Origin of the sequence: Fusobacterium ulcerans ATCC 49185 (assembly GCF_900683735.1) — a bacterium.
In the GTDB taxonomy this organism is placed as follows: domain Bacteria; phylum Fusobacteriota; class Fusobacteriia; order Fusobacteriales; family Fusobacteriaceae; genus Fusobacterium_A; species Fusobacterium_A ulcerans_A.
The window spans coordinates 1,178,262-1,193,552 of record NZ_LR215979.1; the positions used below are offsets into that span (position 1 = coordinate 1,178,262).

At 24.8% G+C, this 15,291-nt stretch carries 13 protein-coding genes and 2 pseudogenes; 10 read left to right on the top strand and 5 right to left on the bottom strand.

Annotation, left to right across the window (positions count from 1 at the left end; genetic code table 11):
• Nucleotides 1–94: 94 nt before the first annotated feature.
• Nucleotides 95–2,344, bottom strand: a complete 2,250-nt coding sequence (locus E0E45_RS05215; protein WP_130890197.1) for a sensor domain-containing diguanylate cyclase — start codon at nucleotides 2,342–2,344, stop codon at nucleotides 95–97.
• 427 nt (nucleotides 2,345–2,771) lie between these two features.
• Here E0E45_RS05215 and E0E45_RS05220 point away from each other — a divergent pair, with 427 nt between their 5' ends.
• Complete coding sequence (locus tag E0E45_RS05220) at nucleotides 2,772–3,137, top strand: hypothetical protein (RefSeq protein ID WP_130890198.1); 366 nt, start codon at nucleotides 2,772–2,774, stop codon at nucleotides 3,135–3,137.
• A 147-nt stretch (nucleotides 3,138–3,284) separates the two neighbouring features.
• Here E0E45_RS05220 and E0E45_RS05225 read toward each other — a convergent pair whose 3' ends face one another.
• Complete coding sequence (locus tag E0E45_RS05225) at nucleotides 3,285–3,950, bottom strand: YoaK family protein (protein ID WP_130890199.1); 666 nt, start codon at nucleotides 3,948–3,950, stop codon at nucleotides 3,285–3,287.
• Nucleotides 3,951–4,374: 424 nt separating this feature from the next.
• Here E0E45_RS05225 and E0E45_RS05230 point away from each other — a divergent pair, with 424 nt between their 5' ends.
• On the top strand, nucleotides 4,375–4,893 hold the full coding sequence (locus tag E0E45_RS05230) for a hypothetical protein (RefSeq protein WP_130890200.1): 519 nt from the start codon (nucleotides 4,375–4,377) through the stop codon (nucleotides 4,891–4,893).
• A 309-nt stretch (nucleotides 4,894–5,202) separates the two neighbouring features.
• The gene (locus E0E45_RS05235) at nucleotides 5,203–5,400 is read left to right on the top strand and encodes a cold-shock protein (RefSeq protein WP_130890201.1); all 198 of its coding nucleotides are present in this window, start codon (nucleotides 5,203–5,205) and stop codon (nucleotides 5,398–5,400) included.
• A gap of 393 nt (nucleotides 5,401–5,793) precedes the next feature.
• Here E0E45_RS05235 and E0E45_RS05240 read toward each other — a convergent pair whose 3' ends face one another.
• Entirely contained in the window at nucleotides 5,794–6,207 is a 414-nt protein-coding gene (locus E0E45_RS05240) for a DUF6173 family protein (RefSeq protein ID WP_130890202.1), read from the bottom strand.
• 529 nt (nucleotides 6,208–6,736) lie between these two features.
• Here E0E45_RS05240 and E0E45_RS05245 point away from each other — a divergent pair.
• Nucleotides 6,737–7,102: a hypothetical protein gene (locus E0E45_RS05245; RefSeq protein WP_130890203.1), complete on the top strand. Its 366-nt coding sequence runs from the start codon at nucleotides 6,737–6,739 to the stop codon at nucleotides 7,100–7,102.
• A gap of 191 nt (nucleotides 7,103–7,293) precedes the next feature.
• Here the strand turns inward: E0E45_RS05245 and E0E45_RS05250 are convergent.
• A pseudogene (locus E0E45_RS05250) lies at nucleotides 7,294–7,855 on the bottom strand (DUF4240 domain-containing protein).
• Nucleotides 7,856–8,688: 833 nt separating this feature from the next.
• On the opposite strand from E0E45_RS05250, the gene E0E45_RS05260 reads away from it, so the two are divergent.
• The 5 genes from E0E45_RS05260 to E0E45_RS05280 all read left to right on the top strand — a co-directional run bounded on the left by E0E45_RS05260 (nucleotide 8,689) and on the right by E0E45_RS05280 (nucleotide 14,286).
• On the top strand, nucleotides 8,689–9,279 hold the full coding sequence (locus E0E45_RS05260; RefSeq protein ID WP_172604146.1) for a toxin-antitoxin system YwqK family antitoxin: 591 nt from the start codon (nucleotides 8,689–8,691) through the stop codon (nucleotides 9,277–9,279).
• Between the two features lie 425 nt (nucleotides 9,280–9,704).
• Nucleotides 9,705–10,271: an RNA 2'-phosphotransferase gene (locus E0E45_RS05265; protein ID WP_130890207.1), complete on the top strand. Its 567-nt coding sequence runs from the start codon at nucleotides 9,705–9,707 to the stop codon at nucleotides 10,269–10,271.
• A gap of 926 nt (nucleotides 10,272–11,197) precedes the next feature.
• Nucleotides 11,198–13,525, top strand: a complete 2,328-nt coding sequence (locus tag E0E45_RS05270) for a YadA-like family protein (protein WP_130890208.1) — start codon at nucleotides 11,198–11,200, stop codon at nucleotides 13,523–13,525.
• Nucleotides 13,526–13,715: 190 nt separating this feature from the next.
• A complete protein-coding gene (locus E0E45_RS05275) occupies nucleotides 13,716–14,009 on the top strand; it encodes an HU family DNA-binding protein (protein WP_130890209.1) in 294 nt (97 codons plus the stop codon).
• Entirely contained in the window at nucleotides 14,002–14,286 is a 285-nt protein-coding gene (locus E0E45_RS05280) for an HU family DNA-binding protein (protein WP_130890210.1), read from the top strand. The genes E0E45_RS05275 and E0E45_RS05280 overlap by 8 nt, the downstream gene beginning before the upstream one ends.
• A gap of 49 nt (nucleotides 14,287–14,335) precedes the next feature.
• On the opposite strand, the gene E0E45_RS05285 is transcribed toward E0E45_RS05280, so the two are convergent.
• Nucleotides 14,336–14,590, bottom strand: coding sequence for an IS3 family transposase (locus E0E45_RS05285; RefSeq protein WP_420026340.1), 255 nt, complete (start codon nucleotides 14,588–14,590; stop codon nucleotides 14,336–14,338).
• A gap of 152 nt (nucleotides 14,591–14,742) precedes the next feature.
• Here E0E45_RS05285 and E0E45_RS17765 point away from each other — a divergent pair.
• A pseudogene (locus E0E45_RS17765) lies at nucleotides 14,743–14,860 on the top strand (cold shock domain-containing protein); the annotation flags it as partial.
• Nucleotides 14,861–15,291 lie beyond the last annotated feature (431 nt).

A 15,291-nucleotide genomic window follows, 5' to 3' on the forward strand; every position in this document is an offset into this window, starting at 1 on the left:
TAATATATTAGTATAAAGTTCCGTTTAAGTACTGAGAAAATAGAAAAGATATCACCAATTTATTGATTAGAGATATCTTTTAATATAGTGTATATTATTTATAAAAAGAAAAGTTATTTTTAGAAGCATTTTTTATATTATAAAGGGCTATATCTGATTTTTTGTACAACTCTTGAAATGTATTTCCATCTTGTGGAGCTATAGCAACTCCAACAGAAGCAGAAATACCTACTGAAATATCAGAATGACCATATGTTACAGAGAAATCATTTAAGATTTTTTTCAGAATTTCTTTCAGTTCATTTTTTGAAGAAATATATTTTAAGAAGATAATAAATTCATCTCCTCCTAGCCTTCCAATGATACTTTGATTTTTAAAACATTCTACTAATTTTAATGCAAATTCCTGGAGAGCAATATCTCCCATAATATGTCCAAGAGTATCGTTGAGAGTTTTAAAATTATCCAGATCCAAAATAATAAAAGCGTGAGAAGATGTAGTATCTTCCTTTGTACTTTCAAGGAAATTGTCGATATGTTTCTTAGTAGCTCTGCGATTATATAGAGAAGTCAAAGGGTCTTTTTCTGACATTTCTTTAAGTTCTTTTATGTTGGAAATATCTTTTATGAGGAGAATACCTTTTATTTCATCAGTGGATAATTTCTTTATCACATGTATATAGAATTCTGCCCATTTATAAACTCCATCAGCATATTTTGTACGATAGTCTACTTTGAATTCATTGATACCATTAAAATATGAAATGAGCATATTTTTTCTTGAAAATCTTTCTCTCATGATCTCAATATCATCACTATGTATTTTACGTTTTAGAAAATATTCAAAAAGTTTATCATAATTTTTCTTTTTACTTGAGTTATTAAAAGGGTTTATCGTATTTTTGGATAAATTTATTTCATATGTAGATATATTATCAGTCTGCAGAGCTTCAAAATATTGTTTTTTGAGAAAAAGAGATAATTCGTTTTCTTTTTCTTCAGTAATATTTTCAATAACCCCAACAGTTCTGAGTATGTTTTTATCATTATCAAAAATATTGGTAAGTGTAAGCCTTTCCCAAAGATAAGAGTCATTATTAGTTCTTACTTTAATAATCCCTGATGAAGTTTTTACGTTTTTATTAAATATTCTCTTATATATCTGCAGAAATTCATCAATAGATTCTTCAAAAATGAAATTATTTTCCACAAGGCTTTCAGGAACATTTTCAACTATCTGCATCAGTTGGTGTCCTTTAGGAACTGAATTTTTAAATGTAAGAGTTTTTGTTTTCTGATTATATTCAAAAGCTATATTTGAAGTTTTATCCATTGCAACTCTAAATATCTCTTCATCCAGTTTGAGTTTTTCATTACTTGCAATAAGTTCATCTTTTGCTTTCTTATTAAAATAGAGAATAGAAAGTATTCCAAAAATAAAAATAATAGATACTTTTATAGTAAGAGCACTCATAATAGCCTGAATAAATTTTAAACGATTTTGTACTGCTTCAACAGAGAGTACAGATATAATATACCAATTATTTATTCCTAGAGGACTGTAATAAGCAAATTCTGCATTTCCATCATGGATATATTCAGCAAAACCATTTTGTTGAGTCACAATATCTTTTCTAATTTTTTCAGCAGCATTGTTGTCATCAAAAGTAGCATTAGAAAGAAAATCCCAAATATTATTTTCAGCTATTATTTTATTAATATTAGAAGATTTTAAAATAAATTCCTGAGAGCTGCTTGCTAAAATAAGATAACCATTTTCAGCTTGAAGACTCTCGTTGAGTAAAGAGGAAAAAGTAGATAATTTATAAACTCCTCCAACTATCCCTATAACTTCATTATTGACTACAATAGGAACTGTTTCTAAAAATATTGGAGCATCCTTTTCAAAAAATGAATCTGTAATTTCTGTTATCTCATGTTTTCCTTTCATAGCATTTAGGAAGTAATCTTTATTTGAAATATCATAAGTATCTCCATTGGCAAAAGCTGCCTTTCCATTATTCTGTGCTATAAAAACTCGGTCAAATTGAGTCAAAGTTTTCAATTTTTCTATAATTTTAGTTATAGATTCAGTATTGATATTTTCATTATGAGTAAAAATATCAGCAGCACTTTCTAATACTATCATATTATTTTTTAAATGATTTTTTATAATTGTACTTTGCAATATAGAACGATATTCTAATTTTTCCTTATACAAATCTATTTCGTTCGCATAAAAAGATTTGAAAAAATTTATAAGTGAAAGTGCAGAAAAAAGAAATATAAGAAAAAGACTGAGAATCAGTATAAAATATTTATTTAATTTATTTAAAATTGTCATAAAATTCTCTCCCCCTATCAAGACAAAAATCAACTTTATATCAAAAAATATTATTTAAGTCTGCTTTTGTTAATTATAATATAATCCAAGAAAAATATCAATGATAAATTCGAATTAAAGGTAAAAATTAATTTTTGAATATTAAATAAAACATATTATAGAGTAAAAGATATATATTCTTAATATGGGATAATTATAAAATATTTTTTTAATAAAGAAATAAAGGATTTTTTCTAAAATAATCGTAGTTATATTTAAAGTAAGATAATTAAAAAAATATTTATAAAATTTTATTTTTTGTTTTGGTCTTAAATGCTAAACTTAGAAAATATGGTGAATTTTATTTTTTAAAAGCTATTTAAAAAATCAAGTACAAATGATATAATCAAAATAGAAGAAGATATATATAGATGGGATGGGATATAAAATGAAAAGAATAGTCAAGAATAATATAGATCAGCAATTAATAAATTCTATGGTTTTGTATCATGAATTACTAAAAGAATCCTTTAAGAAGAAAGAGAAATTAAAAACTAAAATTATTGTTCCAGAGTTTCAATATTCAGAACTAGTATATTACACAGAATTGAAAAATACTTTAGAATGCTTAAAGCATAACTATAAAGAATTACTAAAGTATATTAAAAATAAAAACTACTCTCCATCATTAAAAGTAATATTTTTATATGATTATGAATATTGTGTTCCAACAGTTGTAAATATGAGCTTAGGAGAATTTTTAGGAAGTGATTTGTATATAGGAAAAGATGAGATAGAAATAAAGAAAATCTAATGAAGAAGTATAGATAAAAAAATACTCAGCAACTAAAGCAGTTAATAAATTTTAACTGTTATAGCTGCTGAGATTATTAAATTAATAACTAATTTTTTTATTTAAAAAAGTCAAAATTATATTTTAATTTATATCTACTCTGCTTGATTATTTATATTCAGAATTTACTAAATAAGCTAAAAATAGCAAGATAATACAGCAGAACCATATAGCATATATTCCACATAGAGTACTTAAAAGTCCACCAAAGAATATACCCACTGGGAAAGAAAATACTAGAATGAAATATTTAGAAGCAACTTTAACAGAAGCAGAATCTTTTTTTATAAAGATATCTCCAATGTGTGCTCCAAGAGTTCTTAGATTTCCTGTAGCAATAGTACTGTTATGCACATTGCCATTATATTTTCTGAAATTGCTCAACTGGAAAGTTGTTATTACAGAGAGTAAAAAATTTACTGCATTATTAGAAGAAGAAGTAGAAATAAAACCAACTCCTAATAAAACAATTAATTCTGCAAGTAAAAGAGCTTTTTGCAACTTTGGTACCTCATATTCTTTTAAACTGAACTTTAACAATTGAGCAAGAACAGCTCCTAAAAGACATCCTGTAATAGGAACTATACTAGATATAAGCATATTGAAATCATTTTGATATAAAGATAAACCTATTTTTGCCATATTCCCTGTGTGCATACTGACAAAAGCTTGTCCTCTGGTAAAAAATGCATATGCATTGATAAATCCTCCAATAAAAGTAAGAAGCCCCATAAAAATTAAACTTTCATCTACCTTAGCTTTTTTCACTTCCATTTAAAATCCCCCCTAGTTATTCATAGCATTTAGACTATATCATAATCAAAAATTATTTTCAATGAAAAAAATTTACACAACTAAAAAAATAAATATAAAATTTTGGTTAAGAGAATATTAAGGGAAAAAATAAAATTAAACCTAAATAATCTTATATAATTAAATTAGTATATTGTATACTATATTTTATAAAAAAGCAATAATATAAAAAAGATAATTTAAATAAAATAAAACTCTCAATTGGATTCTTTATTGCTAAAATAGAAATTAAAAAATGAGATAATAAAAAATAAATCTAAAAAGTATGATATAATGTATTATAGAGAATTAAAATTTATGAATAAATTTGGAAAAGGTAAAATAAATTCTGGAAGGACAATTTCTATTACAAATTTAATGGCAAAGAGAACAGGGGGATTACAATATGGAAGATAGATTCGTTATTTTTACTGGAACAATTTGCAGTACTTATTTGGGCAGAATGAGAGATTATGCTTTGAGAGATTTGGAAAATGAAACTAAAAAAGGAAAAACTAATTTTTTAAAATTTTCTAAAATTGTAGAAAAAATTTATAATGAAAACAGGATAGAGCATTTGAATTTTTCATATAATGAGATAAAAAAAATGGAAGAAAAAAATAGAATAGGATTTTCACTGCCTTTCTCTGGAAGTGGGGAGTTATTAAAAGTATCACCAGACAAAATAGAAGGAATAAAACTTCCTGTAATGAGGAAGGAAGAGGAGATAATATTTTTTCTAAAGGAAACAGAATTCAAAAATGAACATGAAATAAAAGAGGAACTAGTCAATCTTTTAACTAAAATAAATGAAATATGTGGTTTTTTAAAAAAAGAAATTGAAAATTATAATAAAGAACTTGCTGATATGTTGAAAGAGAAAAGTGTAGAATTATATGAAAAAATTTCTTTTAGAGCATGGTAAAATTTTATTTTTAAATATTTGTAAATGAGCTAGACTGTAATAAACAAGTACTTGAAGAGAAAAAAATTCAAAAAAATTACAAATAAAAAAATAAAGGTGTACAAAATTTAAAAACTAGTGTATAATACTTGTATAGTGATAAAGAGATTTATATGTTTTGAAAATTGTTTTAATATTTAATAAAGTTCTTTCTTTGAAATTACCATTAGTAAGTATTAAATTTTATCAACATTCTTAAATTAATATTTGAGGATGCTATCAAAATGATAGGTTTATGTCATTAAAAAATTATATTTACGGAGGTAACAAATGAAAGGTACAGTTAAATGGTTTAATCAAGACAAAGGTTTTGGATTTATTACAGGTGAAGATGGGAAAGAGGTTTTTGCTCACTATTCTCAAATTCAAAAAGATGGATTTAAAACTTTAGAAGAAAATGAAGAAGTTACTTATGAAGTAACTCAAGGTCAAAAAGGACCACAAGCTTCTAGCATAAAAACTAGATAATTTTAAATAGATCAGGCTGAGGAAACTTAGCCTTTTTTTAATTATTAGAGAAATTTTTATTGTAAAGATAGCTATATATTTAGAAAAAATATAGATTAATATCTGATAAAAATCTTTTCTAAATATTCTATCATTAAAGAAAAAATATTAGATTTAGAATAAAAAATAATTTTAAAATTTATCAGTTAATAATCAATTTGCAGCTTCTTGTTTAAAAACTACTTAGCTAATATTTACCTTTTGATATAAATTTATTGAATGATATTTAATGTTAGATAAAATAAGATATAATAATTATAAGAAAAGAGATATTACTGAGATTATTAAATCTAGGAAACATCTCTTTTGGTTTATAGAATTAAAATTTAAATCATAAATTTTATCTTTTGACAATCACAAGCTTTTTTCAGAATTTTCCACTTCATTTTTACCTTCAGTTTCAGATATAGTAGGTAATGCAAAACCTATACGTCTAGCTGGTTTGGATTTATCTTCTCTTTCTACAAAAGTAATTAAAAAGTTAAGCTGGCTGATATGTTGTATTAATTGAGCTTCCTTTCCATCTACAAATCCATAAAAATATAGAATATCTGGATTCTGATAGCCAATATCTGTAACTGACATTACAACAGAAGAACCAAAAGATGCAAGCTTTAAAGCAACCTCATGATCATCATCAAGTATTTCTTCAAATTCTCTGATTTGTTCTACTAGTTTTTCATATTTCCAGTCTGCCATATTATAATCACGTGGCAGTACATCCTCTTCTATAACATTTGGTAATTTATATTTCTTATGTTTACTCATAAATCCTCCCTTGACATCCAATAAAATTAAAATAAATTTGCCTTTTTATACAATAAAATATATTAACTTTTTATAAAACATAAAATTTTTGATTTATCTTTGAGATTATCTTATAGCATAGAAAGATGTTTTTTCACTAACTAATTACATATGTTTTTGCTCTTTCTTAAGTATATTATATCTTTTTTAATATTGAAATACAATATTTTACTAAATATAAGAATAAGATGGATAATCTATAAAAATCTTATTATAAATTACTAGTTTGAAAAAATAAGAACTTGAGTAATAAAAATAAATAAATAGATTTTGTAATAAGATATAAACAAATTAAATAATTATAAAATTTTATAAAAAAAAGAAAGATAAAAAAGATAGAAAAAGATAAAGAAAAATTAAAAAAAATAAAAGAGGTTATAAAGAAATATAATAGGAGAAAAGAGCTTTAATCTAAATTGAGCTCTTTTTTATTTAAAATAATGATTTTTATTAAAATAATGATATAATCTAAATAAAAAGGAGTGCTTAAATGGAAAGAATAGTTGATAATGTGCTTGAACAAAAATTAATAAACTCTATGGTAAAGGTTCATAGTCTTTTAAGAGAAAGCTTTATGACAAGAAGGAAAGCCTCTTTTAAAGTGGAAGTTCCAGAATTTAATTACTCTGAACTTGCACATCATAATGAATTAAAAATAGCTTTAGAGTGCCTTAAGTGGAATTATAGAGAATTGTTAAGATATTTGAAAAGTGAAAATTATTCCCCATTGTTAAAAGTAGTGTTTTTATATGATTATAAAAAATGTGTTCCAGTAGCATTAAATAGGACATTAACAGAGTTTTTAGAGAGTGACTTATTTGTAGGAAAGGAAATATTAAATATAAAAAAAATTTAAAATATGCAGAATATTAACTAAATAGTTTTTTGTTTTAAAAGGCAGTAAATTTGAAATTACAAAAAAAGAAAAAAGCAAATATCCTGTAATATTTATAGGAATATTGGCTCTTTTTTATTGTAAATAACTCTATATCTAACTTATATTATAAATATTATAAGTATTTTTTATAATAATTCTTGAGTATAAAATTAAAATTTATATAGATTTTTCCAATCAAAATTTCTTTCAATAAGCTTGGGAAGAATATTAGGAACATCTTCCATTCCATCTTCAAAAGACTCATAATTGCCATATTTATCATTATCTTTATATTTGATATCTGGAGTTATTATTTCCAAACATTTCATTTGTATAGAACTGTTCTTTTCAATATCTATTTCTTCCCCTAGTAATTCATAAGTAACACTCATAAGTAATTCAAACTCAGCATTTCCAAAAGGAATATTAGGAACTTCTACTAAGGAATCAGGATCACTAAGAGCTTTAAGAAGAACTTCTTCTCCTTGTGATATAAGCCATAATGTGAAGTATAATCCAGTATCATCACTTACATATCCATTGATTACTTTACAAGCCATATCTACCCAGATAGATTCATTTGCAGATTCCAAGATATCCACTAAAATAATATATATCTTCTATATTACAGTTATTTAGATATTCATGTGCATATTGAAGAAATAGTTCATCATTCCCATTACTTTTATCCCTGAATTCATCCATCAGTTCCCAAAATTTCATCTTAGTCATTATCTTTCCTCCAGTAAATTTTATAGGTACACTAATATTAGTATATAGTAAAAATTATTTAAAAGCAATTAAAGAAAAATATAAAAAAATAGCATGAAAGAATAGGTTATATAATAATATGGGATCTTATATTCAGTATTTTATAGAAAAATATATTTGGAGTATAAAATTTTACAAATAAAATATTATATTTAAAATGGAGAAAAACTTACACAATTGAAAAAATTCTGTCTATAAAAAATTGATTATTTTATTATATATCATAATTAAAAAACAAGAAAAGATTGGCTGATATATATTAATACAAAATTTATTAAAAAATATAATTGAATTAGATATATGAAATAATGAATAAGAAGGAAGTACTAATTAAAAATAGGTAATAGCAGAAAATTTAGTAAAAAGGAATATAGAAAAAAATTGGAAAAGCTTAATAGAATTAAATTTAGCAAAAAAGAAATTATCAGGGAAAATAATAACCTATTTATTTCAAGGAGGAAAAATGAAAACCATACTAATAACAGGGATTGCAGTAATTATATTATGTATAGCAGCTTATAAGATAGTAAATAAAATTTTTGATGAGGAATGGAATAAATGGGGATGGTAAAAAATACTAAATAAAAATAATTTTTAATATTAGAAAAAATGAAGGCAGGATTTTACAGCTATTATTTTTATATAACTAAATAATATAGAAAATATAAAATAATATATAAAAAAGAGAATATACAAATATTATTTTCAAATGAAAAATTTAATAAATAATATACTTTCATAGTTATTGTTTCGTGATATAATAAAAAATAATAACACCTATGGAGGAAGGATTTATGAAGAGAATTATATTAATATTAGTCATGTTATTAACGATTGTCATTTATGGGAAAGAGAGAGTTGAAGATATATTAAGATTAGAAGAGAGAAATGGAGTAATTTATGTAATTGGTGAAGAGAAACCCTATGATGGAGTATCTATAGAAAAATATGAAGAAAATAAGCTTCATATAATATCAGATAAAAATGGAGAGAACAAAAGTTATTATAAAGGTGGAAAATTAAGAAAAGAGATAATATATAGAAATGGAATAAAAGAGGGAATAGAAAAAATATATTATCCAAATGGGCAAGTAAATGAGGTAACTGCATATAAAAAAGGTAAAAAAGATGGAGAAAGAAAAAGGTATTATCCAGATGGAAAGTTGTGGTATGAAGCTTTTTATATAAATGATAAAGAAGAGGGAATAGAAAAAACTTATTATAAAAATGGAAATTTATGGTTAGAAATTCCTTATAAATCTTCTAAAATAGTTGGAGTAGAAAAAAGATATTATGAAAGTGGAGAGCTTTTTGGAGAAATAACATATAATAACAATGAAGTAAAAGAAGTTTATTATGATAAAAATGGAAATATTAAAGAATAATTTTGAAAAGAGAACCTCCTATTTCTATTTTAATAAATGAGTAATTTTATGTGAGAAAAATTTATTAGAGATGGTAGAAATTTCAAGATTTTAACCTTGCAATAATAACAAATATAGTAGCAAAAAATTTAATTGAAAAATTTAAAAAATAAGAAAATTTAGTAATAATAAAATGTTGTACTAATGACTTTATAAAAACATATTTAAAATATATGTAGAATTATTTTAATTTAAGATGGGAGTTTAGAAATAGTTCATATAAATTTTAAGTTAACAGAAATGAAAATTTAATTAGGGGAAAGGGCACATTTATCAATTTTTGATGACTTATTAATGAAATTTCTTGATAAATATTTGATAAGTTTATAAATTAACACATCTATAGAGATAACAAAAAATTAAGGAGAAATAATTTCGGAGGAAAAATGAAAAAAATAGATGATATAAAATTAGGTAAGTTTATTAGTTTGATACTAAGACATGATCCTAGTATAATAAAAGCAACATTAGATAAATATGGTTGGATAAAAGTAGACAAACTAATAGATGGAATTAAACTTTCTGGAAACTATATTGATATGAATATATTAGAAAGAATAGTTAATGAAAATAATAAAAATAGATACAGTTTTAACAAGGATAAGACTAAAATAAGAGCAAATCAGGGACACTCTATAAATATTGATATAGAGTTTAAAATTGTTGAACCACCACAAATACTATATCATGGAACAGCAGAGCGTTTTATAGAAAGCATAGCAGAAAAAGGTATAATAAAAGGAAATAGACAATATGTACATCTTTCAGCAGATAGAGAAACAGCAATAAATGTTGGAAAAAGACATGGGGTACCAGTGGTTTTATTAATAAATACTAAGGAAATGTTAAAAGACGGAATTGTTTTTTATTTATCTGAAAATGGAGTATGGCTATGTAATTCAGTTCCTTACAAATATATAATAAAAACTGAAAAAAATAAAAATTATAAATAGATTAACAGAGAGGAAGATTAATTTCTTCTCTTTTTTAGTATCAATTATTAAGAAATATTTTAAACAAAAAAGGTTACAAACCATTTGATCTAAAGGTATTGCTAACACATATGATATGAATAGTATTGACTGATGATAGTACCTAGATGGGAACTTAGTTTTATACTACACTTAGTATATTTAAAATATTTGTTTATGCTTTATTATAATATAAAAAAATAAAAAAGTTAGATTTTTTCTAGCTTCAGGCTGTAGACAAATAAATTTTGTTTGTGGCTTTTTTTTTATAGTTAAAAAGAGGTCTTTCAATTATGAAAGTTCTTTTTAATATACTAAAAATATCTTTTAGAGGAAAAATTTTTTATGGATATATCGATATTCTTAAAAACATTTATTTTCCTTTTATTTGAGAAAGTAAGCATAATTAATTATTAAATGCTAAAATTAAAACAAATATAAATAATAGCTTGTAAAAAAAATAAATATGATAATTATTTTATTTTAATAATAGTCTTTTTAAATTATAAAATATAAATAGATATCTTTATACTTTAAATAAAATTTTAATTATATTTTGTGATCTAATTAAGAATTAATGCATTCTTTTCATTTCAAAGTAGTTAAAAAATTTTTATAAAATTAATTTAAAAATTTTAAAATTTATAATATATCTTTATAGCATTAAAAATATAATAAAAAAGTAATCATTATAATATTACATAGGATAAAAAGACTTGACTTTTTTTATTGTGTGTAATATTATAAAAAAAAAGATGCAATAATATGTTTTTTAGCCAGAAAATAAAGTGGAATAATAAAAATTGTTTGACAGTTTGACAAAAATAAAATAACAAATTTTATTTTTTTTTTAGCTAAAGTATATATAAGTTGTCATATATATTTAAAAAAATTTAAGGAGGAAGATCGTGAAAAGAAAAAAAATAATTTTTACTTTAGCTATATTAACAGCCTTAATAAGCTTAAATGCTAAAGCAGAGGTATATGTTTCCACTAATGGAAAAGATAAAAAGGAGGTAATGGCAAATTCTGGGACTGAAACATCTATTGTGATTGGAATAAAAGGAACGGATAATGTTGCAAACGGTGAAAAAAATATTGTCATAGGGCATGGGGCAAGTGCTGGAGATAAGAATTATACTGATGCTGATTATAATAAAGAAAGTTCAGTTGTTATTGGAACAGATGCTAAAGCTCAAAGAGGACATTCTGTTGTAATAGGAAATGGTTCTAGTTCTATATGGAAATCAGGATTAGCAATAGGAGATGAGGCAAAATCTTTAGGTATTGAAAGTATATCTATAGGAAAAAATAGTAGTAGTTCCAATAAGAATTCTATCGCTATAGGTAAAGACTCTAATGCTAAGGCTAATAATGCTATAGCAATAGGAAGTGGAACAGTAAATGGAGGGAGAGACTCTATTGTTCTAGGAACTGAATCACGTTCTGAAGTATCAGAAAGTATAGTATTAGGTAAAAATGCAGCAGCAGTTCATGGAAATATTTTGACTCATACTGAAAATCAAATAGCTATAGGAAGTAATATAACAGCAGAAGGAAGTAATTCTACTGTTATTGGATTAAATTCTAAAGCTTATGATACTTCTATTGCAATAGGAAAAAATAATATAGCAGGGGCTGAACTTAAAAATCATCCTACAGATAATAATGTAATAGTAAAAACAGATAATGCTATTGCAATAGGAAATGATAATAAAGCATTAAAAGCATATTCAAATGCTATTGGGTCTGAAAATGCTGTGAATGCTAATTACACAACAGCTGTTGGATATAAAAATAATGTAACTGGAATAGGGAGTTCTGCTTATGGAAGTGGTAATACAGTGACAGGAGCATATTCTACATCAATAGGAGCCAGTTCTGAAGCAACAGCAGATTATTCTATGGCAGCTGGAACTTTAGCAAAAGCTACTGGTGAAAATTCTATAGCAATGGGAAGGGATTCAAATGCTTTAGAAAAAAATAGTATAGCACTTGGAAATAAAGCAAATACAGAATCTGTAGGGGGAATAGCGATTGGGAACAAAACAAATTCTAAAGGATTAGGAGAGGTAGTAATTGGGGATGATGCTGGAACTAAGGGAAATGCAAAAAATAATCAAGGAGTAGCAATTGGTTCTAATGCTGGTCAATTTAAAGATACAATAACTGGAACATCAGCAAATGGATTCAATATTTCAATGGGATATAATTCTCATAAAAATGCACAAGGAGGGCTTAATATAGCAATAGGAAGTCAGAATGCAGGAGCTGAGAGTGTAGGAAATCAAAATGTTGGGATTGGTCAAGCATCAAATTATAAAACTCAAGGAAGTTTTAATACTAGCTCTGGAAGTTATTCAGGACAACGTTCAACTGGAGATAATAATACATCAATTGGTTTTTGGTCAGGAGTTGGAGTAACTGGAGATAATAATACTGCTATAGGTACTGAATCTGGAGTTGGGACAGTAGGAAATGGAAATGTTTCTTTAGGAGCTAATGCAGGTAAAGAAATAAATGCAGATAACACAGTTTCAATTGGAACTAATTCAAAAGCAAGTGCAAATAATTCAGTAGCTATTGGTAGTTATTCAGAAACTAAAAGTTCTTATGAAAATACAGTTACTAAATATTCAAATATACAAAATAAAGATTCTGTATCAGGAGTAGTAAGTGTAGGAAGCACAGGAAATGAAAGACGTATAACAAATGTAGCTGGTGGAGTCGATGCTACTGACGCTGTAAATGTGGCTCAGCTAGATGCAGTGACTAATGCCGCAGGATTAACTGAAAAAGAAATTATAGATATTAATAATGGAAAAGCTCCAAGTTTAAATGAAAAAATAGAAAATAATAAAGAAAAATTAGAAGAACATGATAAATATATTCAAAATACTGTAATCAACACAGAAGAAATAAGACAATCAGTAGCAGCAAATAAGCAAGCAATAGATGGGTTGAATAATAGAATGGATAAAATGGAAACAAAATTAAACAGAGGAATGTCTTTAATGTCTGCAATGTCTAATGTTGACTTTACAGATGTAAATTCAGGAGAACTAGGCATAGGAGCAGGTATAGGTCACTATGAAAATTCACAGTCAGTAGCTGTAGGAGTGGCATATGCTCCAACAGATAATCTTAAATTCTCAGCTAAATGGGCAGCTACAGCAGGATATCCACGTTCTAATACAATAGGAGCAGGGGTTACTTATAAGTTTAAAATAAGATAGACTATTAAAATAAGTTTTTATTTTAACAGTCTACCACTAGAAATATAATATTTTAGTACAGAAATGGGAGCGGCAACTCCCATTTCGCTATAAAGAATAATATTATTTTTAATTGGAAAAGTCAAGCAGTATTTTAAATATTTTAAAAAGTATTGTTTTAAAAACTATGAAAAAATAAAGGTGACAGGGCATGACGGAAAAAGATTTTTTAAAAATTTATAAAAAAAGAAATAGAATTAAAAATCAAAAAGAAGCAAAAGAAAAAATAGATAATTTTTGGAAAGCATTATTAAAAGCTATATCTAAAGATAAAAAAGTTGTATTTAAAAACTGGGGAGTGTTTGAAGAGAAAGATATTAAATCTAGAAAAATAGTGCTTCCAACTCAGAAAGAAGTATACAGCCAGCCTAAAAAAATATTAAAGTTTAGAGCAGGAAGAGAATTAATAAAATCTGTGAATACAGAGGGAGGAGATAATGAATAAGAGAAATTTTGCAAAAATATATATGGAAACGAGCAAGAGGGATATTACCTTAAAACAAGCTATACAAGAGATAAATCTTTTTTTAGAAACTGTAAAAGAAGTTCTCATAAAAGATGGAAAAGTAAAATTTGTAGGAAAAGGAACTTTTGATATATTGGAAAAAAAACCAAGAGTAATATCAAATCCAGCAACAAGAGAACTTATGAAAATTTATCCACCAAAAACTGTAAGATTTAGAGCATCTAAAAATATCTATAATGAAGTAAATAAAATATAAAAGAGAAGATTGATTGTACTGACCCCAAAGAGTTGAATATAAATTTTAATTAAGTTACTAAGGATTGTTTTTGGTATTCTACTGGAAATAATCCTTTTAATTTTATTTTTATTCTTTTGGTATTGTAATATTCTCTGTATTTTTCTATTACTTTTTTTAAATTATCTTTTGGTTTAAAATTAAACTTTTTCCCATAAAATATTTCTATTTTCAGTATTCCAAAAAAGTTTTCCATAACTGTGTTATCTAAACAATTTCCTTTTCTAGACATACTTTGTCTAATTCCTTTATGTTTTAATTTTATTTGATATTGTTTTAACTAATATGCCATCCTTGATCTAAGTGCAATATTAAATTGCTATTATTTGAAATTCTTAAAAAATCTTGATCTAACATTTTTAGAATTTGTTGAAATGATAGATTTTATCATTAAAAATATATTTATGAAGGTAACAAATAAAAGGTACAATTAAATGGTTTAACCAAGACAAAGGTTTTTGTTTACTATTCTCAAATTCAAAAAGATGGATTTAAAAGTTTAGAAGAAAATGAAGAAGTTACTTATGAAGTAACATAAGGTCGAAAAGGGCCTCAAGCTTCTAACATAACAACTAGATAATTATATTGAAAATCAGGACTAAGCTAGCTTAGTCCTTTTTAATATTCAAAAAAATTTTATCTATACTGGAAAATACAGCTATGCTGAGAATACCTGCTTAAATTGGTATTAGAGTAGTGTAGAAGATATAGAAAAGATAAGCAGAGGGAATAATCTCTCTGCTTTGATTTTATATGTTTATTTTATATTAGAATTAGAATATGATTTAAGTTTAAAATAATTATATAAAAAAGAATTTAGTAAACTAGCACTGAAACCAATAGTTACAATGGTAAAAAACTTTTCACAAATTATAAAATAATTAGAAAAAAGAACATTGAAAAGAATATGAAAAATAGTATTGCCAAGTAAAAAATTAATATAAATAGAGATTATAAGATAATAAA

Excerpts from the sequence above, each read along its gene's own strand:
- E0E45_RS05220 (WP_130890198.1), top strand. The coding sequence starts at position 2,772 with ATGAAAAGAATAGTCAAGAATAATATAGATCAGCAATTAATAAATTCT.
- E0E45_RS05230 (WP_130890200.1), top strand. The coding sequence starts at position 4,375 with ATGGAAGATAGATTCGTTATTTTTACTGGAACAATTTGCAGTACTTAT.
- E0E45_RS05275 (WP_130890209.1), top strand. The coding sequence starts at position 13,716 with ATGACGGAAAAAGATTTTTTAAAAATTTATAAAAAAAGAAATAGAATT.
- E0E45_RS05225 (WP_130890199.1), bottom strand. The coding sequence starts at position 3,950 with ATGGAAGTGAAAAAAGCTAAGGTAGATGAAAGTTTAATTTTTATGGGG.
- E0E45_RS05265 (WP_130890207.1), top strand. The coding sequence starts at position 9,705 with ATGAAAAAAATAGATGATATAAAATTAGGTAAGTTTATTAGTTTGATA.
- E0E45_RS05245 (WP_130890203.1), top strand. The coding sequence starts at position 6,737 with ATGGAAAGAATAGTTGATAATGTGCTTGAACAAAAATTAATAAACTCT.
- E0E45_RS05260 (WP_172604146.1), top strand. The coding sequence starts at position 8,689 with ATGAAGAGAATTATATTAATATTAGTCATGTTATTAACGATTGTCATT.
- E0E45_RS05215 (WP_130890197.1), bottom strand. The coding sequence starts at position 2,344 with ATGACAATTTTAAATAAATTAAATAAATATTTTATACTGATTCTCAGT.
- E0E45_RS05280 (WP_130890210.1), top strand. The coding sequence starts at position 14,002 with ATGAATAAGAGAAATTTTGCAAAAATATATATGGAAACGAGCAAGAGG.
- E0E45_RS05240 (WP_130890202.1), bottom strand. The coding sequence starts at position 6,207 with ATGAGTAAACATAAGAAATATAAATTACCAAATGTTATAGAAGAGGAT.
- E0E45_RS05235 (WP_130890201.1), top strand. The coding sequence starts at position 5,203 with ATGAAAGGTACAGTTAAATGGTTTAATCAAGACAAAGGTTTTGGATTT.